The organism is Alcaligenes aquatilis (assembly GCF_003076515.1).
In the GTDB taxonomy this organism is placed as follows: domain Bacteria; phylum Pseudomonadota; class Gammaproteobacteria; order Burkholderiales; family Burkholderiaceae_B; genus Alcaligenes; species Alcaligenes aquatilis.
In genome coordinates, this window is record NZ_CP022390.1 from 82,721 (window position 1) to 104,120 (window position 21,400).

Sequence of the window (21,400 nt, forward strand, 5' to 3'; positions counted from 1 at the left end):
TTTTCCCCGTTCTTTGGCCGTTGATGGAAAACAGCCCATGAGATTGGTGAGTTTGATGGTCGTCAGTGTTTCCAAGAATATGGCTGGGTGCCGTAATTTCTATTTATAAAAATAAGATTAAGATGCATTTAGTCGATACACCTGTCTTGTAACGGCCCAGCACCTTGAAAGGAGTGATCATGAAGGCAATGGTTTATTACGGTGAAAATGACATCCGCTTTGAAGAACGGGAGAAACCGGACCTTCAAGCACCTACCGATGCCATTATTCGCATGGTTAAAACCACAATTTGTGGTACGGATCTGGGTATTTGGAAGGGAAAAAATCCAGAAATCCGTCGTGTGGCCGAAGAAAAAACCGGCAGTTTCAATGGCCGTATTCTCGGGCACGAAGGGGTGGGCATTATTGAGCAGGTTGGCTCAGCGGTAAAAAACGTCAAAGTGGGCGATAAGGTCATTGTGTCGTGCGTGAGCCGTTGTGGTACCTGCGAGAACTGCCAAAAACAACTGTACGCGCACTGCCGCAATGACGGCGGCTGGATTTTGGGCTACATGATTGACGGTACACAGGCTGAATACGTGCGCACCCCCTTTGCCGATACGTCCCTGTACCCTTTGCCTGCCGAACTGAATGAAGATGTGGCCGTGTTGCTATCCGATGCTTTGCCCACTGCGCATGAAATTGGCGTGCAGTATGGCAATGTGCAGCCGGGTGACACCATTGCCATTGTGGGAGCCGGCCCAGTGGGTATGGGGTGCTTGTTGACCGCCCAGTTGTATTCGCCCAGCCAGATCATCGTGGTAGACATGGACGAGAACCGACTGGCTATGGCCAAAGAGCTCGGTGCCACGCACATCATTAATTCGGCCAAGGAAGACCCCGTGGCTCGTATTATGGCCATTACCGATGAGCGCGGCGTAGATTGCGCGATGGAAGCGGTGGGCGTTGAAGCGACCTGGAATGTGTGCCAGCAAGTGGTCAAGGAAGGTGGTCATTTGGCCAATGTGGGTGTGCATGGCAAATCGGTGAATTTCTCGCTAGAAAAATTGTGGATCAAAAATTTGACCATTACCACCGGTCTGGTCAATGCCAACACGACAGGCATGCTGCTCAAAACATGCTGCTCGGGCAAGTTGCCCATCGAGAAACTGGCAACCCACCACTTCACGTTTGATCAGCTTGAAAAAGCCTATGATGTGTTCAAACATGCCGCTGACGAAAAAGCAATGAAGGTGATTGTCGACTTCGCCTGACGGTTTTATGCCGACCCTGCCACGTAAAGCGCCTGTTTATTGCAGGCGCTTTTTTGTGGTTATGCAGATGGGGTAGGTTTTAAAAAAAGGACGCCTAAGCGTCCTTTTCAAAAGCCGTTGGGCTAACAGACGTTATTGGGGCTCTACGCCCACTTTCTTGAACAAGGCGGCCCACTGGGGAACCTGTTGTTCCACTTTGGCTTGCAAGGCGGCCGGGTTGGCTTCTTTGTCCATGACCGTCGCTCCCAGGGTGGACATGCGGCTTCGGAAGTCCTTGTCGGCCATGCCGGTCTGCAAGGCTTTCACCAAGGTATCCACGACAGGCTGGGGGGTGTCCTTCGGTGCCCACATACCGTGCCAGATACCAACTTCAAAGTCCTTGAAACCGGACTCCTGCATGGTGGGGACGTCCGGTAAGGTTGGGACGCGTTGCGGGCTGGTCACGGCATAGACCTTCACTTTGCCGGATTTGATTTGTTGGGTGGTATTGGTGGTTTGGTCACACATGACGTCCACCTGCTTGCCCATCAAATCCGCAATGGCCGGGGCGGTGCCTTTATAGGGGACCGTCAGCAGCTCGATACCCAGCGCTTCGGTGAGCATGGTGCCGCACAGGTGGCTGGCTGCGCCAATCCCGGCGTTGGCCAGGGAAACCTTGTCCTGGTTGTCCTTCAAGTACTGCACCAGTTCCTGAATGTTGTTGGGCGGGAAGTCCTCGCGGGCAATGATGGTCATGGGAACGTCGACCACCAGACCGATGGGGGACATACCATTGATGGCGTCGTAGCCGGGTTTCTTGTACAGCGAAGGAGCCGTGGAAAAGCCGATGTGCATCAGCAGTATGTTGTAGCCGTCCGGTTTGGCACGGGCGACCTGGGAGGTGCCAATGGAGCCCCCGGCACCGCCCTTGTTTTCGACCACGATGGTTTCACCCAAGGCTGGGCGCATGGCTTCGGCCAGAGCGCGTGCCACGTTGTCCGTGGGGCCGCCCGCCGCAAAAGGGACCACCATATTGATGGGGTGGTCCGGATAACCCGCTGCCTGCGCGGTGACCGAGCAGGCCAAGGCCGCGCCCAGACTGACAAACAGCTTGTTTAATGCAACAGCCATAATGCCTCCTTGATAAGGATTGCTTATTCTTTTGGGAGATACCTGGATCCGGTCGCGTGGTGTTGCGAAGCGTTGCAGGAGTGGCTTTATTCTACTGAGTGCAAACGCGTTTCTTGTTCAGGTCTAACCCTAGTAAGGGGCGTAAATCGGCTAGGGGAATATACGGGGACAAGCCACGACCTAAGGCGGTGGCTTGTCCAGGGACGGGGTCACGCAGAGGTCGGTTTATGCAGGACCGGCGTTAGGTAGGCGATGACGGCAACCGTCAGGGCGGCAGTGGCGACCAAGCTGCAAAAGATCATCAGACCCTGATCCAGGCCCAAGTGGTCGGCCAGCCAGCCCAGGCCCAAAATAGGCAAAATGGCACCCAGGTAACCCGTGATCAGGTAGGTGGAGGTCAGGCCGGCACGCTGGTGCGGGGGGGAGACACGTTGCACGATGGACATGCCGCCGTACATGCACAGGCCGTGGCCAAAGGCGGTCAGCAGTACGCACACAATGAACAGTAGCGAGGAGCTGGCCCACAGATTGATCAGCAAGGCGATACAGGCCAGGGTGAAGGACAGCAGCCCCACAATGACGCTGCGCTTGGCCGGCCAGCGGCGGATCAGTAACTGGAAACCCGAGGACAGAAACAGAATAATCCCGATGGAAAAGCCGCTGGTGGCCGGGCCGTGCCAAGGCACCATTTGCGCCATGAAGCTCGGTGCCAGAGAGGCAAACAGACTGAACATGGCAAAGGCGCAGCAGGCAGACAAGCAGCCAATCAGATAGGGGCGTCGTAAATGGGTGGCGGGCAGCGTCAGGCGCGGCATCCAGGTGCGCCAACTGTTCTTTTGCGGAACAGGCTGTTTGCTGGCAATGGGCCGGATTTGAAACAGGGCATAGATGGCCAGTACGCCCAGGATCATGGAGGGGATATAGCTGGAGAACAGTGGGTTCGGTATCCATTGTGCGATCAGGCCGCCTACCACTGGGCCCAGGCCAAATCCAAAGGCCAGCATCAGCGAGGTAGTGGCCGCAGCGCGTTGCACATCCCCGCCCCGGTTAAATTGCCCCAGACCGATGGAGGCCGAGGTCACAATCATGCTGGAGGCCATCCCGATCATGATGCGGCTGAATAGAAAGCTGCCCACATCCCAGGCAAAGGCGGACAGGGTTACGCCGCTGGTGACCAGAATCAAGCCGGTACGCAGCACGGGCATAAAGCCTTTCATGTCGCTTAAGCGGCCCAGAAACAGCAGGCCCGTCAAGCCGGAGGCCATATACGCCACGTAGAGTTGGGTGATGTGGCTGGCGTTCAGATCCCAGCGATCCTGGTACAGCGGATACAGCGGGCTGGCCAAGGCCGTACCCATTACCCCGATACACATGGCGATACTGATCCACACGTAAGGGTCCCACTTGTTTTTTTTGCAGGGGGGCCGTGGCGTTGCGGGTTTGTCAGCGTCCGCTGCTTGGCTCGGGTGGTTCAGGTGATGTTCGACTCGTGCCTGTTGCAGGGTCTGGGCGGGGGCACTGGCGTGAAAGTCCTTGCAGCTTTGGGCGTCTTGCCAGCTTTCGTGCAGCACCCAGTGTCCGGGGGGCTGGTCCTTGCGCAATACATCGAAGCGTAAACAGGCGGTGTTGGCTCGGGCTTGTTCAGCCAGCGAGCCTGTATAGGTATCCTGCGCTTGCAGATCCAAATCGGTGAAATGGTAGTGTGTAGTACGAAAGTACGTATCGCCCATGCGACGCAATCCTTGACAGCGAAATCATTCGGGACCATCAAGGATACTCTTTCGTGTCTGTACTTACATGGCAAATAGCTGACACTAGGTTGGCTGGCGCAAATCCAGATGTACCTCAGCCACATGCAAGACTTCGGCCTCGTGGTCCGGGTCGCGCCAGGTGTCCTCACAGGCCATTTGATGCCAGTGTTGCATGGCAGGCAGTGCCAATAAGCGACTCATGTAGCTTTGGCACGTCTTGTCCAGCGTCAGACCATAGGTTTGCAAGCGAAATACCACGGGGGCGTAAAAGGCATCGACCGCGCTGAATCGCTCGCCGGCCAGGAAGGGGCCACCAAAACGGCTCAAACCTTCTTGCCAGAGGGTTTGCAGGCGATCCAGTTCACCTTGCAGGCGCATATCGTGCTGATGGTGATGGGCCCGCAAGGCAACGGCAAAGGGACACAGATTACGTAGCGAGGAAAAATTGGCGTGCATCTCTGCACTGGCGCTGCGAGCCCAGGCGCGTGCAATGGGGTCAATCGGCCAGACGCCGGGGTGCTGTTCGGCCAGATATTCAGCAATGGCCAGGCTGTCCCAAATAGTTTGCCCATTGGTATGCAACACAGGGACCTGGCCTGTCGGGGCCATTTCGTGAAAGGCCACAGTGCTAAAGGGATGGCCAAAGTTGAACCAGCGCACGTTAAAATCCATGCCCAAGTGGCTCATTAATAACCAGGGTCTCAAAGACCAGGACGAGTAGTGGGGATTGCCCAGGACAAGGGTATAGTTTCTGGAAGCTTGCATGGTGGCACGGGTTTACGAAGGGGATGGTGGTTGCACTGTAGTTGGCTTTGATCTGTTTGGGTAGTACTGGCGCCGTCTTGCCGTTTTGGTACGTGGTTTTTTTACTGACTTGTGGAGTCGTCCATGGCGTATGACCTGGAAAAACGATTGGTCATTGGCCTGGCCTCCAGTGCCTTGTTTGATCTGAGCCAGTCTCATCAGGTCTTTCTGGAGCAAGGGGAGGCGGCCTATCGCGACTACCAGTTGGCACGCGAGCACGAACCGTTAAAGCCGGGTGTGGCCTTTTCCTTTATCCGGCGTTTGCTGGCCTTGAATGATTTGTCGCCCGACGATCCCTTGGTGGAGGTCGTGTTGCTGTCGCGTAACGATCCCAATACCGGTTTGCGGGTTATGAATTCCATCCGCCATCATGATCTGGACATTACGCGGGCGGTGTTTTTGCAAGGGGGCGACCCCAGCCCTTATATTCAGCCGCTGTCCATTAGCCTGTTTCTGTCAGCCAACCAGGAGGATGTGCACCGGGCGGTGCAGCAAGGTTATCCTGCAGGCCAAGTGTTGAATTCATCCTACGAGGATGCCTACGATGACCAGCCTATCCGGGTGGCCTTTGACTTTGACGGGGTGATCGCGGACGACGAGTCCGAGCGCGTGTATCAGCAAGAAGGCGGCCTACCGGCCTTTTTCGAGCACGAAGTGCGTTTGGTGCAAAAGCCCCATAATCCGGGCCTGTTGCAGGCGTTTTTGCTGAAATTGGCGCATATTCAGGAAGTGGAGCAGCAGCGTCAGGAGCAGGATGCCAGCTATGTGCCGCGTTTGCGGATTGCGATTGTGACAGCGCGCAATGCCCCGGCCCATGAACGCGTCATCAATACCATTCGTAGCTGGGGCATTGAGGTGAACGAGGCTTTCTTTTTGGGCGGCATTGAAAAGCGGCGGGTGCTGGAAGTCTTGCAGCCGCATATCTTCTTTGATGATCAGACCACGCACCTGATTCCGACCGCGCAGACCTTGCCCTCCGTGCATATTCCGTTTGGGGTGGTGAACCATCCGCCGGTGAAAGTGGCGGAGCCGGAGAAAAAGAAGGGTCGGAAACAGGAGCAGCGGAAATCAAAGCCGTAGATCAGGTGCTGTGATTGGCTAGTGCGGCTGCAGCGGGCTTAGTGCCAAGTGCGTTTGGTTTTAAAACCGCCCAAGACAAAGCCGCGAGCTGATGCGGGACCAGGCGCGGCTTGGTTCTTGTCGGCTCACAGTTCTCAGACTTGGGCCAGAGCGCGGCTAACAGCGCGTGCAGCGGGTTGAATCAGGCTGGCCAGGGCGTCGGGATTGATGGCCTCAAAGCGCTCCAGGCTTCCCAGCAAGGTCAGGCTGCCGAAGATTCGTTTGGCATCGTCAAACACAGGCGCGGAAATCCCGGCGATACCCGGATTGATCTGCTCCTTGGTAATGCAATAGCCCGCGCGGCGCAGCTCCTGCATATGGGCCGAAAAAACCGGCCATTCCTTGCCCAGGCCTTGCACATAGTCAATATGTTGATTTTTCTCGTACAGACGACGCAGGTGGCGGGTGGGCAGATAAGCGGTAACGATACGCGCCGTGGAACTGCGGAACATGTCCATGGTTCGGCCACGGCCAAACAGCAGCTCGAAACGCCCCGGCCCGGTTTCCTGATGGGTGGTCAAGATGCGTTCGCCGTATTGCTGGCCGATCAGTACGTCCAGCCCGGTTTGCTCGACCAGCGAGCGCAACAGGGGGCGACAGCGGCTGACCAGCGGATCAAATTCGCGGATCAGCAAATCCATTTCTATAAACCGTGGCCCAGGGGCGTAGCCTTCTGGGCTGCGAATCAACAGGCCGCTATTGCACAGCTCTTTCAGATAGCGATAGGTGGTGGCGGGAGGGTAGCCCAGGCGGGTGCAGATGGTCTCCACATCCAGCACCGGCGTATGTGCACCGTACAAGTCCAGAATTTGCAGCATGCGTCGTAGACTATTCATGTGCCCTCGTAAAAACGGAGTGGTTGATTCCCTATTCTAACCACGCTCAGGCCTGTCAGTGGGGAGCAACAGCGAGCCTTACTCCGCTCTACTGGTTTATACCTAAACAATCGGATTATTCGGAAATTTTTCTCAGACTGCGGTAATAATCGGGAATATAAGCGGGTCTGTTCTGTATTTGCTTACACATGGCCTACTCTTTTTGTGACGCTGGGCACCTTATGGACCCGGCCCCGGTTTGACGAGGTGGACATGGATCAGGCACAGCACAGCCAAGTGTCGTTGGAAATTAAAAATGTACTGTTCATCATGTGTGATCAGTTACGCGCCGATCATCTGTCCTGTTATCGCCCTGGTGGTGCGCTAAAGACGCTGAATCTGGATCGTTTGGCGGCGATGGGACTGCGGTTTGATCGCGCCTATGTGAACTCGGCTGTCTGCGGACCGTCACGCGCCTCGTACTACACCGGCCGCTACCCCTTGTCGCATCGGGTCACCTGGAACCGCGTCCCTCACCCCATCGACGAGCTGTATCTGGGCGATTATCTGGCCCAGTCGGGAAGGGACTGCCATCTGTTGGGCAAGACGCACCATGTACCGGACCCAGCTGGCGCCAATGCTCGACGTTTTCAGGTTCAGCCCGAGGCTGCCGAGCGTTTCTGGCAAGGTGGTTTTACCGCGATTGAGCGTTATGACGGCCACTTTGAAATGGGCCCGGATAGCGAGTATCGCCAGTATTTGCAGGCCCAGGGTTACGACAGCGAGCGTCCCTGGGAAGACTATGTGATTGGCAGCCAGGATGCTCAGGGGCAGTTTGCGTCCGGTTGGTACATGCGCAATGCCAGCCTGCCCGCACGGGTACAGGCACAGGACTCTGAAACCGCGTACTTCACCCAGCGGGCCATGGATTTCATCACGGCCAAAGCTGAAGAGCCCTGGGCCTTGCACCTGTCTTTCATTAAACCGCACTGGCCTTATAAAGCTCCGGCGCCCTACCACGACTGTTTCGGCCCGGAAGACGCCTGTACCCCCTTGCGTGCGGAACACGAGCGCCAGAATGCGCATCCGGTGCATGCGGCCTATCAGCAGCATGAAGAGTCCCAGTCTTTTGCCCAGGACGAGGTCTGGCGCACCATCAAGCCCGTGTATATGGGGCTGGTCCAGCAGATTGATGATGAAGTTGGCCGTTTGCTGGACATGCTCGAGCAGCAAGATCGCCTGAAAGACACGCTGATCATTTTTAGCTCCGATCATGGCGATTTACTGGGCGACCATTGGCTGGGCGAGAAAGAGTACTTCTTTGAAAACGCCATTCGCGTACCGCTGATCGTGGTGGACCCACGGACCTTGGCCAATGCCACACGCGGCCAAAGCAGCGATGCCTTTGTGGAGTGTGTGGATGTCACCCCCACGATTCTGGATGCCTTGCATCTGCCCGCCCAGGAACACCGGGTGGAGGGCCGCTCCCTGATTCCGCTTTTGCACGGTCAGTCGGACTGGGCACGTGAATACACCGTGGCCAGCCTGGATTATGCCTATCGGGAAGCCCGCCAGATTCTGGGTCGTGGCGTGGACGAATGCCGTGGCCTGATGTTGCGTGATGGCGAGTATAAATACATGCATTGGCAGGGTTACCGGCCACAATTGTTCGATTTGAGGCAAGACCCTGACGAGCTGCACGATCTGGGCGCAGACCCGGCGTATGCAGCGGTTTGTCGGCGTATGAAAGAAGGCCTGCTGGACTGGCACGACACCCTGAAAGGACGTGCCAGCGAGAGCTGGGCTGCGGTAGAGGATCGTACCAATGCGCACGAGCGCATGATGAATATCTTGATTGGACGATGGTAAATGCGCTGCGGGGGCTACCAGTGGGTGGCGGACCGCAATCAATAACGATAAGGAGTGGACAATGAAGCAGCTTAAAAATACGACGCTGGCCCTGTTGGTGGCAGGTGTGGGGGCCTTGGCCCCGATGATGGCTCAGGCTGCCTGGCCGACGACGGATCAGGTTCGTATTGTGGTCCCTTACCCACCCGGCACTGAGCCTGACATTCTGGCCCGCGATCTGGGTGTGCATTTGAACAAGGCCACCGGCAAGGTGTTTGTGATTGAAAACCGCCCGGGTGCCAATGCCATTATCGGTACTGATAATGTTGCCAAAGCCAAGGGTGACGGTTCTGCCTTGCTGATGGTGGACAGTCTGGCGGTCTCCACCAATCCCCTGCTCTACAGTAACCTGCCCTACAAATGGGAAAAGGACTTAAAGCCGGTCACCACCGTAGCCGGAGTGAATCTGTACCTGCTGGTGCGTAATGACTTCCCGGCCAAGGATTACAAGGAGTTCATTGCTCAGGCCAAGAAAGCCAATGGTGATACCAATGTGGGTACAGGTGGTCGCGGACACGTTACGCACCTGGGTATGGGCTTGCTGGCCCGTGAAGAAGGCGTGAACTTCACCTACATTCCCTATAAGGGTATGGCCCCGGCCACAAATGCCATTTTGGGCGGTGAGACCGATGCCATGCTGGTTGGCGGTATTCTGGCTTCGCAACACGTGGATGGTGGCAAGGTGCGCGTGCTGGCGGTAGGGGCAGACAAGCGTACGGAGTTGCTGCCCAACGTGCCGACGGTGCAGGAAGCAGGCGGTCATGCCAACAGCATCCCCACGACCACCTTTGCGCTGTTCGCTCCTGGTACCACACCGGATGACACCGTAAAGGAGATTCAGGAACAGGTCGATGCGGCCCTGAAAACGCCCGAGATGCTGGCCGCTTTCAAGAGCCGTGGACTGGCCCAGTTCTACACCACCCCGGCCCAGACTCTGGAGCGCGTGCAAAATGACTCCAAGGTCTATGCTGAGTTGATTCCTACACTGGGTATTCAGCCTGAATAGGCGGGTTGTTTGATCGCACCCTGTGCCGGCCTGTTGGTCGGACAGGGTGTGATGAGACTGAATGGCTTGAGCGGACAAAAAAACACCACCCACGCACTGTTCCAGTGGTGCGCGGGTGGTGTTTCATGACGTTGGCGACCGTTAAAGACCGGACTCGAACCGTCAGAGCAGCCCCTTGCAGGGTTTGAACCAATAGTGTGACGGGTGTCGCTGCGTTTTACTGATCGTTGTAGTCGTGCTGCTCGGAGATCAGGCGCCGCAAGGTGGTCTTGAGGGCACCGACATCCAGTGGCTGCAGGCGCTGCACCACTTCCTGCTCGTGCAGGCGGGCCTTGGCAATCAGACCGGAGATCAGGGTTTGGCCTTCTTCGGTAATACGGACCAGCGTGATACGGCGGTCCACATCGTGGGCCACGCGGCGCAGCAAACCCTGTTTTTCCAGTCTGTCCAGCAAGCGGGTGACGGTCGGTTGTTTGGTCGTTGCAATACGAGCCAAGTGGCCGATACTGACTTCGCCCGCGCCCGACAGGGTGGACAGGACACGCCACTCGGAAATGGACAAACCGTTGCTTAGCACCACTTCGTGGAACTCGGCAGAGATCAGTTGGCTGGCCTGGGCCAATAAGGCGGGCAGGTAGTTTTCGACAAAGACGGTGTCGTGTTCGGTGGGGCTCATGTGCTTATTGTCATTACGGGCTAGTGGGTGCCACATGGTGGCAACAGGGCTCACTATAACCAAGCTGTCCGTTTGCGTGTCGCAAATAGTTTGCTGACTTTACTAGGGAAAACCATGAGGATGGATATGTTGAGATATAAACATATTCATATGAAAATAAATACCATGTTCACAATGAGCGGTAAGTAAGGAAAGAAAAATGGCTGAGCGATCGTTTGTCGAAGAAGTCAAAAAGCTGCGCCTGGGTGATGGAGACGTATTCAGTGGCGAAGGCATCCTGGCGGTGACCAAGGCCCTGCTGGAATCAGGCGTGTCCTACGTGGCCGGTTACCAGGGTGCACCTATCTCGCACTTGATGGACGTCTTGGCCGATGCCCAGGACATCTTGCAAGAGAACGGAATCCGTTTTGAAAACAGCGCCAGCGAGGCGACGGCGGCGGCAACACTGGCTGCGTCGGTCAACTACCCGCTGCGTGGCGCCATTACTTTCAAAGCAACGGTAGGCACCAACGTGGCCTCGGACGCGCTGGCCAACCTGGCCTCGGGTGGGGTCAAGGGCGGTGCGCTGATCATTGTGGGCGAAGACTACGGTGAAGGCTCGTCCATCATGCAGGAGCGTAGCCACGCTTTTGCCATGAAATCCCAGATGTGGATGCTCGATCCCCGCCCCAACCTGCCCTGTATTGTGCAAGCGGTTAAAGACGGCTTTGATCTGTCCGAAGCGTCCAATACCCCGGTGATGTTGCAGCTGCGGATTCGCGCCTGCCACGTGCATGGCCAGTTTGTGGCCTCGGACAACCGCCGCGCCAAGTTCACTATTAAAGAAGCCATGGAGCAACCCACACGCGATATCAATCGCATTGTGTTGCCGCCTGCCAGCTTCATGCACGAAAAAGAAAAGATCGAACAGCGCTGGCCTAATGCCGTCAAGTTCATCGAAGAGCGTCAGCTGAACGAGTTCTTTGCAGATGGCACCGATGATGTGGGCTTGATCGTTCAGGGCGGTGGCTACAACACCGTGATCCGTGCGCTTGAGCATCTGGATCTGGCCGATGTGTTCGGCGAATCCAAAGTGCCCATGTACGTCATGAACGTGGCCTACCCCTTGATTGAATCTGAAGTCGTTCGCTTTTGTGAAGGCAAGCGTGCGGTGCTGGTGCTGGAAGAAGGTCAGCCCAACTTTGTGGAACAGAACATCTCCGACATCGTGCGTCGTCACAATGTGGATGTGACGCTGCACGGCAAGGATCTGCTGCCATTGGCCGGTGAGTACAACACTGCCACCATGTTGAAGGGCCTGCGTGCCTTCATGGAAAAATACGGCCGCGTCGAGCCTCTGGCCCCTCGCAAGCCACGCGTGATTCCGATGAAAGTCGAGACCGTGGAGCGTCCTAAAGCTGAACAAGCCAGTCTGGTGGAAGTCGAAGCGGCTGAGATCAAACCCTTGGGCAGCCTGGACGAGAACGTCCACGCCCGACCCCCCGGGTTTTGTACCGGCTGTCCCGAGCGTCCTATCTTTACTGCCTTGAAGCTGGTGGAGCGCGAATTGGGCGAACACCACGTGTCGGCCGACATTGGTTGCCACCTGTTCTCCATTTTGCCGCCCTTCAACCTGGGTAACACCACCATGGGTTACGGCCTGGGTGGCGCCGGTTCGGCTGCTTTGAATGTGGATTCGGACAAGCGCGCGATCTCGGTCATGGGTGACGGTGGTTTCTGGCACAACGGTTTGACCAGCGGTATTGCCAACGCCGTGTTCAACCGCAGTGACAACCTGACCATTGTGATCGACAACAGCTACACCGCAGCCACGGGTGGTCAGGATATTCTGTCCTCCAAGGCCAAGAACGAAACCCGCAGTACCGGTCACCTGATCGAGAAAGCGGCGCGGGGTGTGGGTGTGGAATGGCTGCGCATGATTCGTCGCACCTACGACCTGAAGACCATGACGGCCACCTTGCGTGAAGCCCTGACGACCAAGGAAAAAGGTCCCAAGGTGCTGGTGGCGCAAAGCGAATGTATGTTGAACCGTCAGCGTCGTGAAAAAGGCCAGGTGCGTAAAGCCGTGGCTGCTGGCGAACGTGTGGTGCGCGAGCGCTTTGGTGTGGACCCGGATACATGTACCGGCGATCACTCCTGCATTCGTTTGTCCGGTTGCCCTTCGCTGTCGATTCGCCCCAATCCGGACGCCCTGCGTCAGGACCCCGTAGCGAATGTGATGAACAGTTGTGTGGGTTGCGGTCTGTGTGGTGAGGTTTCCCACGCCGCGATTCTGTGCCCGTCTTTCTACCGTGCACAAGTGGTCAGCAACCCGACAGGCTGGGACAAGTTCCGCGAAAAAACCCGCCGTGGCTTTATCGGTTGGTTGCAGCGTCGTGACGCTGCTCGTCGTGATCGTCTGGCCTTCTAAGTACACCCGTAGAGATTCTTATCATGCAGATCAAACCAATCAAGATTGCTATTTTGGCCATGGGTGGCGAAGGTGGCGGCGTGTTGGCCGACTGGATCGTCAATCTGGGCGAACAAAACGGCTACTTTGCACAGACCACCTCGGTGCCTGGCGTGGCTCAGCGTACCGGCGCCACGATTTACTACGTGGAACTGTTCCCGCATTCGGCGGCTGTGGATGGCAAAAAGCCGGTGCTGGCCCTGATGCCTATGCCCGGTGATGTGGATGTGGTGCTGGCCTCCGAGCTGATGGAAGCCGGTCGCGCTGTACAACGTGGGCTGGTCACCGAGGACCGCACCACGCTGATTGCCTCTACGCACCGTGTCTATTCCATTGCCGAAAAATCGGCCATGGGCGATGGCCGTGTGGACGACAATGCTCTGATTGCGCACGCAAGCCAGGCGGCCAAGCGTTTTGTGTACTTCAATATGGAAAAAGCGGCCGAGGACTCGGGCAGCGTGATTTCCGCCGTGCTGTTTGGCGCCTTGGCCAGCACCGGCGTGCTGCCCTTTAGCCGCTCGCAGTTCGAGCAGACCATCGAGCGCGGTGGTGTGGGCGTCAAACCCAGCCTGAAGGCTTTTGGTGCCGCTTACGCCCGTGTTGCTGAAGGCGATGCAGGCAAATCCGATTCGGAAACCAAGCCGGTTGATATGGCTACGTTGGCCCCTCGCGATCCTGCAGTGGCCAAGCTGATTGACCGTGTCCGTGCCGAAGTGCCCGAGCAGGCCCAGCCTATCGTGGTGGAAGGGGTGCGTCGGGTTCTGGACTTCCAGGACGTGGCCTACGCCAATCTGTATCTGGACCGCCTGAAAAAGATCAGCCAGTTTGCCCGTCCTGACGATGTGGCCCTGATCCGTGAAACAGGCCGTTATCTGGCGTTGTGGATGTCCTATGAGGACGCCATTCGCGTGGCCGAACTGAAAACCCGCTCCAGCCGTTTTGATCGTGTACATAAAGAAGTGCGTGCAACTGACGGCCAGATCGTGGCGATCAATGAATACATGCATCCCCGTGTGGAAGAAATCAGCGAAATCCTGCCTTTTGCCAGTGTGGGCCGTTGGTTGATGCGTCCTACCTGGGGCAACAAGCTGGTGAAGTCGCAGACCAAATCCGGTCGTGTTATTCAAACCAGTTCGGTGCGCGGTTTCATTCCTTTGTACGTACTGTCGGGCTTTAAGCGTTGGCGTCGTCGTACGCTGCGTTACCAGGCCGAGCAGCAGCGTATTGAAGGCTGGCTAAAGCAGATCGAACAGGCTGCCGATGCCCACCCGGCTTTGGCGCTGGAAATTGCTCAGTGCCAGCGTCTGGTCAAAGGTTATGGCGATACGCATGCCCGTGGTTTGCGTAATTACCAGACCGTGATGTCGGCGCTGGAGCGTAACCCCAGCACCCTGTCACCTGCCATCTTGGGTGCCTTGCGTGATGCGGCATTGGCCGACGAGCACGGCACCAAGCTGGAGGCGGCACTGCGCCAGTACGCTCTGGTGTAAAGGGTCACACCGGGCCGCTTTCGGGCGGCCTCGGTGAAAACCCTTGAGGACACGGATTTAACCCCCCAAATACTTTATTTCTAAAATATTCATAGTAGAATATAAATTCGGATTGGCACTGTGACCAAGGCCCTGAAAGCCATAGATCCTGTGTCTACTTGGCCACTTGTTCAAGCAAGAATATCCCGCCTGTTGGTCAAACTGAATTAGCCAAAGCTTGGGGGAAAAACAATATGAATCAAAGCGAAGCAGCACTCGAATTTTTGGTAGAGCCGGCCGATGCCGGTTTTGAAGGGCGCGTCGGTCCCAAGGACCCGGCCAGCCTGAAACTGTGGTTGCGCATGCTGACCTGCACCAAGCAGATCGAGGACGAAATCCGTCGCCGCCTGCGCCAGAATTTTGATATTTCGCTGGCCCGTTTTGACTATATGGCCCAGTTGTACCGCTACCCGCAGGGCCTGAAGATGGGTGAGTTGTCGCGCTATCTGATGGTGACCGGCGGCAATATTACCGGACTGACTGACGAGCTGGCCCGCGAGGGCATGGTGTCTCGTCAGAGTAGCCCGACAGATCGACGTGCCTGGGTGTTGCGACTGACCCCCAAGGGCAAAAGCAGTTTTGAGGCGATGGCCCAGGCCCACAGCGACTGGATTGCAGAAATGTTTGAAGGACTGGGTACCGAGGAAGTCGTGCACATCCATCAGCATCTGGGCCTGTTGCGGGTCCATCTGCAAAGCGCTGCTGGCTAGCATAAGGTGCATCCTGCCAGGCCTGTGAACCGGGCAGGATGCGGATAGCGTCACGAACAGGCGCACAAAACACTTGCTAAAAAGGTGTCTACAACATGGTTTCCAAGCTGTACGAACAAGAACATCGCATCCGTTTTTCGGAATGCGATCCAGCGGGTATCGTTTTTTATCCGCAGTACTTTGTGATGTTTAACGACCTGATGGAAGCATGGATCGACTCCATGACCCCCGAGGGTTTTCACAACATGATCGCCAGCAAACGGGTAGGCATGCCCTCGGTGCATATTGAGGCCGAGTTCAAGTCCATCAGCCGTATGGGTGATGATGTGGTGATGAGCCTGGGTGTGGAACGCATTGGCAATAGCTCCTTGACGCTGCTGTTGCGTTGCATCGGTAAAGATGGTGTGCTGCGTATGCAAGTGCGCCAGACCGTGGTGACCACCTCGCTGGAGACGCACCTGGGTATTTCTATCCCTGATTTTCTGCGCAACCCCATGCAAGAGTATGTGATTGCCCAGCCAGAAAGCAGCAAGGCTTGATCTAGTTTGAAGTAGTAGCAGGCAGTGTGCAGGTCAGCTATTTTTTTTGATTTAAATAGTTGACTTGTATAATATTTATTAATAAATATACTATGCTCGAAAGCATGTATTCAGACCATACGGACATATCATGAATATCGTATGTATTGGCGGAGGCCCAGCCGGCTTGTATTTCGGTTTGCTGATGAAGTTGCAAAACCCTCAGAACGAGGTTTTTGTTGTCGAGCGCAACCGACCGTACGACACCTTTGGCTGGGGTGTGGTGTTCTCGGACGCCACCATGGAAAACCTGCGTGAAGCTGACCCCGTGTCCGCGCAGACCATCGGTGACGCGTTCAACCACTGGGACGACATTGAGTGCCATTTCAAAGGTAGCGCCGTGCGCTCCAGCGGTCATGGCTTTATCGGGATTGGTCGCAAGAAACTGCTGAACATCCTGCAAGCTCGCTGTGAAGAAGTGGGCGTCAAGCTGGTGTTCGAGACCGTGGTCACGGACGAAGCTGAATTGGCCCGCAAGTACAACGCCGATATCCTGATCGCTTCTGACGGCATCAACAGTGCTGTGCGTACCCGTTACGAAGACGTGTTTCAGCCTGATATCGACACCCGTAACTGCCGCTTTGTGTGGTTGGGTACGGAAAAAGTGTTCGATGCCTTTAACTTCATCTTTGTTGAAACCGAGCACGGCTGGTTCCAGGCTCACGCCTACCGCTTCCAGGACGGCCTGTCCACGTTCATCGTGGAAACGCCTGAAGAGACCTGGCAGAAAGCCGGTATTGGCGAAATGTCGCAGGAAGATGCCATTGCCTACTGCGAAAAGCTGTTTGCCGATCATCTGGATGGCAACAAGCTGATCAGCAATGCCACCCACCTGCGCGGTTCGGCCATCTGGATCCGTTTCCCACGCGTTATCTGCAACAAGTGGGTGCACTGGCAAGATTACGGCACCGGCAAGAAAGTTCCTGTGGTGCTGATGGGCGACGCTGCTCACACCGCTCACTTTTCTATTGGTTCCGGCACCAAGCTGGCCCTGGAAGATGCCATCACCCTGGCCCAGCACATGGACCACGAGTCCATGGAAGAGGCCCTGAAAGATTACGAAGCCGCTCGTAGCGTGGACGTATTGCGTATTCAGAATGCTGCCCGCAACTCGACCGAATGGTTCGAGAACGTGGCCCGTTACGCCAATATGAAGCCCGAGCAGTTCACCTACTCCATGCTGACCCGCTCGCAGCGCATCTCGCACGAGAACATGCGCATGCGTGACGCCGCCTGGCTGGAAAAATACGAGCGCTGGATGGCGACCGAAGCCGGCATGACGCTGGCCGACGGTGAAAAGGCCCCTTCGCCCATGTTCACGCCCTTCAAGCTGCGCGATATGCAGTTGAAGAACCGTGTCGTGCTCTCGCCCACCTTGATGTACAGCGCCAAGGACGGTATGCCCGGTGCTACGCACCAAGTGCATTACGGCAGCCGCGCCATGGGTGGTGCTGGCCTGATCATGGCTGAAATGACGGCGGTGACGCCTGAAGGCCGTGTCACTCCCGGTTGTACCGGTCTGTGGAACGACGAGCAGGCCAATGCCTGGAAACCTGTAGTGGCTTTTGCCCACGAACAGGGTGCCAAGATTGGTGTGCAACTGGGCCATGCGGGCCGTCGCGGTTCGACGCAACTGGGCTGGGAAAAAGCCAATCAGCCGCTGGCTGAAGGCAACTGGCCTTTGGTGTCGGCTTCCGCCCTGCCGTATCAGGCGGGCGTAACTGCCGTGCCTGCCGAGATTACCCGTGCCCAGATGGACGAAATTCGTGACGCCTTTGTGGCTGCGGCCAAGCGCGCCGATCAGGCCGGTTTTGACTGCATCGAATTGCAAGCGGCCCACGGCTACCTCTTGTCCAGCTTCATCTCGCCGCTGACGAATCAGCGTAGTGACGAGTTTGGTGGTAGTCTGGAAAATCGCATGGCTTACCCGCTGGAAGTGTTTGCGGCTATCCGCGCCGTCTGGCCAGAGAACAAGCCCATCATGGTGCGTATCTCGGCAACCGACTGGGCCGAAGGCGGCAACACGGCGGACGACGGTGTGGAAATTGCACGCCTGTTCAAGCAAGCCGGTGCCGATCTGATCGACGTGTCCTCGGGTGAAGTGGTGCTGGAGCAGCAGCCAATTTACGGCCGCATGTACCAGACACCATTCTCCGACCGTATCCGTAACGAAGCCGGTATCGCCACCATGGCGGTGGGTTCGATCATGGAAGCGGATCACGCCAACAGCATTATTGCTGCAGGCCGTGCTGACCTGTGTGCCCTGTCGCGTGGCTTTTTGGCCGACGCAAACTGGCCTCAGCGTCAGGCTGCGGAGCTGGGTTACACCGACCTGGCCTGGCCCGTTCAGTACGAATGGGGCAAGGACTGGTTGCAGCGTCAAATCAAACGTGCGCCAGTGGCCCAGGACGGCCCTGCCAAGTCATAAAACACAGAAGGAGACAGCATCATGTCGGAAGAACGTTTTGACACCCACCGCGAAAGCGTGCTCGGTCGTGCAGATGTTGAGGACACGCCCGAATTGGTGAAGTACTACCAGGATTTGACTCAGTTTGAGGCCGGCGCCCTGTGGACCGTGGCCAACAAGATTGAGCCCTGGGAGCCCAAGTCTGACTCCGTGCCAGTGGTCTGGCGCTACCGCGACCTGCGCGACTACGTGTTGCGTTCGGTCGATCTGGTCAGCCCTGAAAAGGCCGGTCGTCGCGTGATTTACCTGAACAACCCCGGTCGCCAGGAAGTCTCGGCGGCGGTGGGTTGGCTGTACTCCGGTTTGCAGGTCATGAAACCGGGCGAAGCGGCTTCCGCTCATGCTCACTCCTCCTCGGCCCTGCGTTTCATTATGGAAGGCCGTGGTGCCTACACCATCGTGGACGGCCACAAGATGACGCTGGGCGCCAATGACTTCGTGCTCACGCCTAACGGCTGCTGGCACGAGCATGGCGTTGAAGCGGACGGCCTGCCTTGCATCTGGCAAGACGGACTGGACATCCCCTTGGTCAACGCACTGGAAGCCGGTTTCTACGCGGTTCACCCTGACTTGTCCCAAGCCATTACGCACCCCGTCAATGACGCGGTGGGTATCTGGGGTGGCCGTGGCCTGAAGCCAACCTTGCACGACTGGCAAAAACCGTACTCGCCCCTGCTCAAGTACGAGTGGGAGCCTACTTACGAAGCCTTGTCGGCCTACGCCAAGGTCACGGACGGCAGCCCGTTTGATGGCGTCATCATGGACTACATCAACCCGCTGACTGGCGGCCCTGTCATGTCTACCATTGGCGCCAGCATGCAAATGCTGCGTCCTGGCGAGCACACCAAGGCCCACCGTCACACGGGCAGCATCATGTATCAATGCGCCAAAGGTGAAGGGTATTCCATCATCAATGGCAAACGCTTTGACTGGCGCGAACGCGACATTTTCTGCGTACCTTCCTGGATGTTCCACGAGCACGTGAACGGTTCCTCGTCCGATGACGCTTGCCTGTTCTCGTTCCACGATCTGCCCGTGATGCGCGCCCTGAATCTGTACCGCGAAGAAGCGCTGGCAGAGAACGGCGGCCACCAGGTCCTGCTGTAAGACTACTTGTTTAACTTATTTGGACGGCCTGCCAAGGCGGGCCGACCCGATTTATTCAAGCCATCTGCACAAGATGGCCCAATCTGGAGATAGAAATGCGTCTTGTAACGTACCGTAGTGAAGTTGCTGCCGCTGGCCGCTTGGGTGCCATTGTGGGCGATCTGGTGGTTGACCTGGGTTACCTGGGCGACGCCACAGGCCACATGCTGCCTGACAATATGCTCGATTTCATCGACCTGGGCCCAGCCGCTGTGACTTCCACGGCTCGCTTGCTGGAAACCTACGCCGACGATATGCCTTTTGGTGTGGCGCTGCCCCTGGCCAACGTCAAGCTGTTGGCTCCTATCCCACGCCCACGCAAGAACATCTTTGGTATCGGTCTGAACTACGTGGAACACGTGGCCGAATCCAGCCGTACGCTGGACACCTCCAAAGAGCTGCCCAAACAGCCCGTGATTTTCTCCAAGCCACCCACCACCGTGGTTGGCCCTGGCGACGCTATCGAGCACAACAAGAACATCACTCAGCAAATGGACTGGGAAGTGGAACTGGCCGTGATCATGGGCACCCGTGCTCAGCGCGTGGCTAAAGAGGACGCCCTGAAGTACGTGTTCGGTTACTCCGTCATGATCGACGTGAGCGCCCGCGACTGCCGTCGTGCCGGTCAGTGGATTTACTCCAAAGGCCAGGACACCTACGCTCCTTTCGGTCCCGTGATCGTGACGGCCGACGAGCTGACCGATCCTCACAACCTGAACCTGAGCCTGACGCTCAACGGTGTGACCAAGCAAAGCTCCAACACCAAGCACATGCTGTTCAACGTGAACGACCTGATCGCAGACATCAGTGCCGGTATCACGCTGGAACCCGGTGACATCATCGCTACCGGTACCCCAGAAGGCGTGGGCGCTGGCCGTGATCCTCAAGAGTGGATGTGGCCTGGTGACGTGGTGCACGCAGTGGTCGAAGGCATTGGCGAATTGCGTCACCCCATCGTGGACGTGACCCCCCAAAACTAAGTAAAGGAGAGCATGATGCTGGAATTGCGTCAGTTCAAGGCCGCCGCCGTTCAGGCAGCGCCTGTGTTCCTGGACACGAATGCGACCATCGAGAAAGTATGTCGTCTGATCAATGAAGCAGCCGACAACGGTGCCGAGCTGATCGCCTTTCCCGAGGTGTTCGTCTCCGGTTACCCCTACTGGAGCTGGGTGATGAACCCGATCGAGGGCAGCCCGTGGTTCGAGCGCCTGTGCAAATCGGCCATCGAAGTGCCCGGTCCCGAGATCCAGAAGGTTGCGCAGGTTTGCCGCCAGCGCAAGGTCAATGTGGTGTTGGGTGTGAACGAGCGCAGTCCCGTTGGCATCGGCACCATTTACAACACGCTGGTCACCATCGGTGCCGATGGCCGCATTCTGGGTCGTCACCGCAAACTGGTTCCAACCTGGGCTGAAAAGCTGACCTGGGCCAACGGTGACGCCTCCTCGATGCGTGTGCATGACACTACCATCGGCCCGCTGGGTGCCTTGGCTTGCGGTGAAAACACCAACACGCTGGCTCGTTTCAGCCTGTTGTCGCAAGGTGAACTGGTCCACGTTGCCAGCTACATTGCCTTGCCCGTGGCACCAAAAGACTACGACATGGCCGAAGCGATTCGCCTGCGGGCTGCGGCTCACTGCTTTGAAGGCAAGGTGTTTACGGTGGTGGCTTGCTCGACGGTTTCCGAGGAAATCATCGAAGCCATGTCGGCCAGCCATCCAGAAGCACGTGAGCTGCTGGCTCGTCCCAACAGCGCGTTCTCGGGCATTATTGGTCCCGATGGCCGCGTGCAGGGCGAAGCACTGATCGACAAGGAAGGCATTGCCTACGCCGACATCGATCTGTCGCGCTGCATCCAGCCGCGTCAAATGCACGACATCACGGGTCACTACAACCGTTTTGACGTGTTTGACCTGCGTGTGAATCGCAAGGCGCTGACCCCTGCCCGCTTTTACGAAGGCGATGCAGCGTCCCAGCCAGACCTGAATCCTGCCGAGTTCTCCGTTCTGGACGACAAGGAAGTGTAAGCAGGTTCAAGACGGTCCCTTTCCAGTATTGGATCGGGACCGTTTTTTGACGGGT

17 protein-coding genes are annotated in these 21,400 nt (G+C 57.0%); 12 read left to right on the forward strand and 5 right to left on the reverse strand.

Annotated elements, in window-relative coordinates:
- Positions 1–179 precede the first annotated feature (179 nt).
- A complete protein-coding gene (locus CA948_RS00370) occupies positions 180–1,253 on the forward strand; it encodes a zinc-dependent alcohol dehydrogenase family protein (protein WP_108727022.1) in 1,074 nt (357 codons plus the stop codon).
- 132 nt (positions 1,254–1,385) lie between these two features.
- On the opposite strand, the gene CA948_RS00375 is transcribed toward CA948_RS00370, so the two are convergent.
- From CA948_RS00375 to CA948_RS00385, 3 genes are all read right to left on the reverse strand, one after another.
- Entirely contained in the window at positions 1,386–2,363 is a 978-nt protein-coding gene (locus tag CA948_RS00375; protein WP_094195156.1) for a tripartite tricarboxylate transporter substrate binding protein BugD, read from the reverse strand.
- Between the two features lie 209 nt (positions 2,364–2,572).
- Positions 2,573–4,093 (reverse strand): MFS transporter, encoded by a 1,521-nt coding sequence (locus CA948_RS00380; protein WP_238988625.1) that lies wholly within the window; start codon positions 4,091–4,093, stop codon positions 2,573–2,575.
- Positions 4,094–4,177: 84 nt separating this feature from the next.
- Positions 4,178–4,786, reverse strand: coding sequence for a glutathione S-transferase (locus tag CA948_RS00385; protein ID WP_238988626.1), 609 nt, complete (start codon positions 4,784–4,786; stop codon positions 4,178–4,180).
- A gap of 216 nt (positions 4,787–5,002) precedes the next feature.
- Between CA948_RS00385 and CA948_RS00390 the strand changes: the two genes are divergently transcribed.
- Complete coding sequence (locus tag CA948_RS00390; protein ID WP_094195158.1) at positions 5,003–5,998, forward strand: 5'-nucleotidase; 996 nt, start codon at positions 5,003–5,005, stop codon at positions 5,996–5,998.
- Positions 5,999–6,132: 134 nt separating this feature from the next.
- On the opposite strand, the gene CA948_RS00395 is transcribed toward CA948_RS00390, so the two are convergent.
- Positions 6,133–6,873, reverse strand: a complete 741-nt coding sequence (locus CA948_RS00395) for an IclR family transcriptional regulator (RefSeq protein WP_094195159.1) — start codon at positions 6,871–6,873, stop codon at positions 6,133–6,135.
- A 252-nt stretch (positions 6,874–7,125) separates the two neighbouring features.
- Here CA948_RS00395 and CA948_RS00400 point away from each other — a divergent pair, with 252 nt between their 5' ends.
- Positions 7,126–8,721 (forward strand): sulfatase-like hydrolase/transferase, encoded by a 1,596-nt coding sequence (locus tag CA948_RS00400; protein ID WP_108727023.1) that lies wholly within the window; start codon positions 7,126–7,128, stop codon positions 8,719–8,721.
- A 61-nt stretch (positions 8,722–8,782) separates the two neighbouring features.
- Positions 8,783–9,766 carry a Bug family tripartite tricarboxylate transporter substrate binding protein gene (locus CA948_RS00405; RefSeq protein ID WP_094195161.1) on the forward strand — a complete coding sequence of 328 codons (984 nt, stop codon included), beginning with the start codon at positions 8,783–8,785 and terminating at the stop codon, positions 9,764–9,766.
- 217 nt (positions 9,767–9,983) lie between these two features.
- On the opposite strand, the gene CA948_RS00410 is transcribed toward CA948_RS00405, so the two are convergent.
- Positions 9,984–10,442: a MarR family winged helix-turn-helix transcriptional regulator gene (locus CA948_RS00410; RefSeq protein WP_009463827.1), complete on the reverse strand. Its 459-nt coding sequence runs from the start codon at positions 10,440–10,442 to the stop codon at positions 9,984–9,986.
- Between the two features lie 199 nt (positions 10,443–10,641).
- Between CA948_RS00410 and CA948_RS00415 the strand changes: the two genes are divergently transcribed.
- The 8 genes from CA948_RS00415 to CA948_RS00450 all read left to right on the forward strand — a co-directional run bounded on the left by CA948_RS00415 (position 10,642) and on the right by CA948_RS00450 (position 21,345).
- A complete protein-coding gene (locus CA948_RS00415; RefSeq protein WP_094195162.1) occupies positions 10,642–12,852 on the forward strand; it encodes a thiamine pyrophosphate-dependent enzyme in 2,211 nt (736 codons plus the stop codon).
- A gap of 23 nt (positions 12,853–12,875) precedes the next feature.
- Positions 12,876–14,381, forward strand: a complete 1,506-nt coding sequence (locus tag CA948_RS00420) for an indolepyruvate oxidoreductase subunit beta family protein (RefSeq protein WP_108727024.1) — start codon at positions 12,876–12,878, stop codon at positions 14,379–14,381.
- A gap of 233 nt (positions 14,382–14,614) precedes the next feature.
- A complete protein-coding gene (locus CA948_RS00425; RefSeq protein WP_009463824.1) occupies positions 14,615–15,130 on the forward strand; it encodes a MarR family winged helix-turn-helix transcriptional regulator in 516 nt (171 codons plus the stop codon).
- A gap of 95 nt (positions 15,131–15,225) precedes the next feature.
- Positions 15,226–15,669: an acyl-CoA thioesterase gene (locus CA948_RS00430; RefSeq protein WP_094195164.1), complete on the forward strand. Its 444-nt coding sequence runs from the start codon at positions 15,226–15,228 to the stop codon at positions 15,667–15,669.
- 130 nt (positions 15,670–15,799) lie between these two features.
- Complete coding sequence (locus tag CA948_RS00435) at positions 15,800–18,136, forward strand: bifunctional salicylyl-CoA 5-hydroxylase/oxidoreductase (protein WP_094195165.1); 2,337 nt, start codon at positions 15,800–15,802, stop codon at positions 18,134–18,136.
- 21 nt (positions 18,137–18,157) lie between these two features.
- Positions 18,158–19,282, forward strand: coding sequence for a cupin domain-containing protein (locus tag CA948_RS00440; protein WP_094195166.1), 1,125 nt, complete (start codon positions 18,158–18,160; stop codon positions 19,280–19,282).
- Between the two features lie 95 nt (positions 19,283–19,377).
- On the forward strand, positions 19,378–20,301 hold the full coding sequence (locus CA948_RS00445; protein ID WP_009463820.1) for a fumarylacetoacetate hydrolase family protein: 924 nt from the start codon (positions 19,378–19,380) through the stop codon (positions 20,299–20,301).
- A gap of 15 nt (positions 20,302–20,316) precedes the next feature.
- Positions 20,317–21,345, forward strand: a complete 1,029-nt coding sequence (locus CA948_RS00450) for a carbon-nitrogen hydrolase family protein (protein ID WP_108727025.1) — start codon at positions 20,317–20,319, stop codon at positions 21,343–21,345.
- The last annotated feature ends 55 nt before the right edge of the window (positions 21,346–21,400 follow it).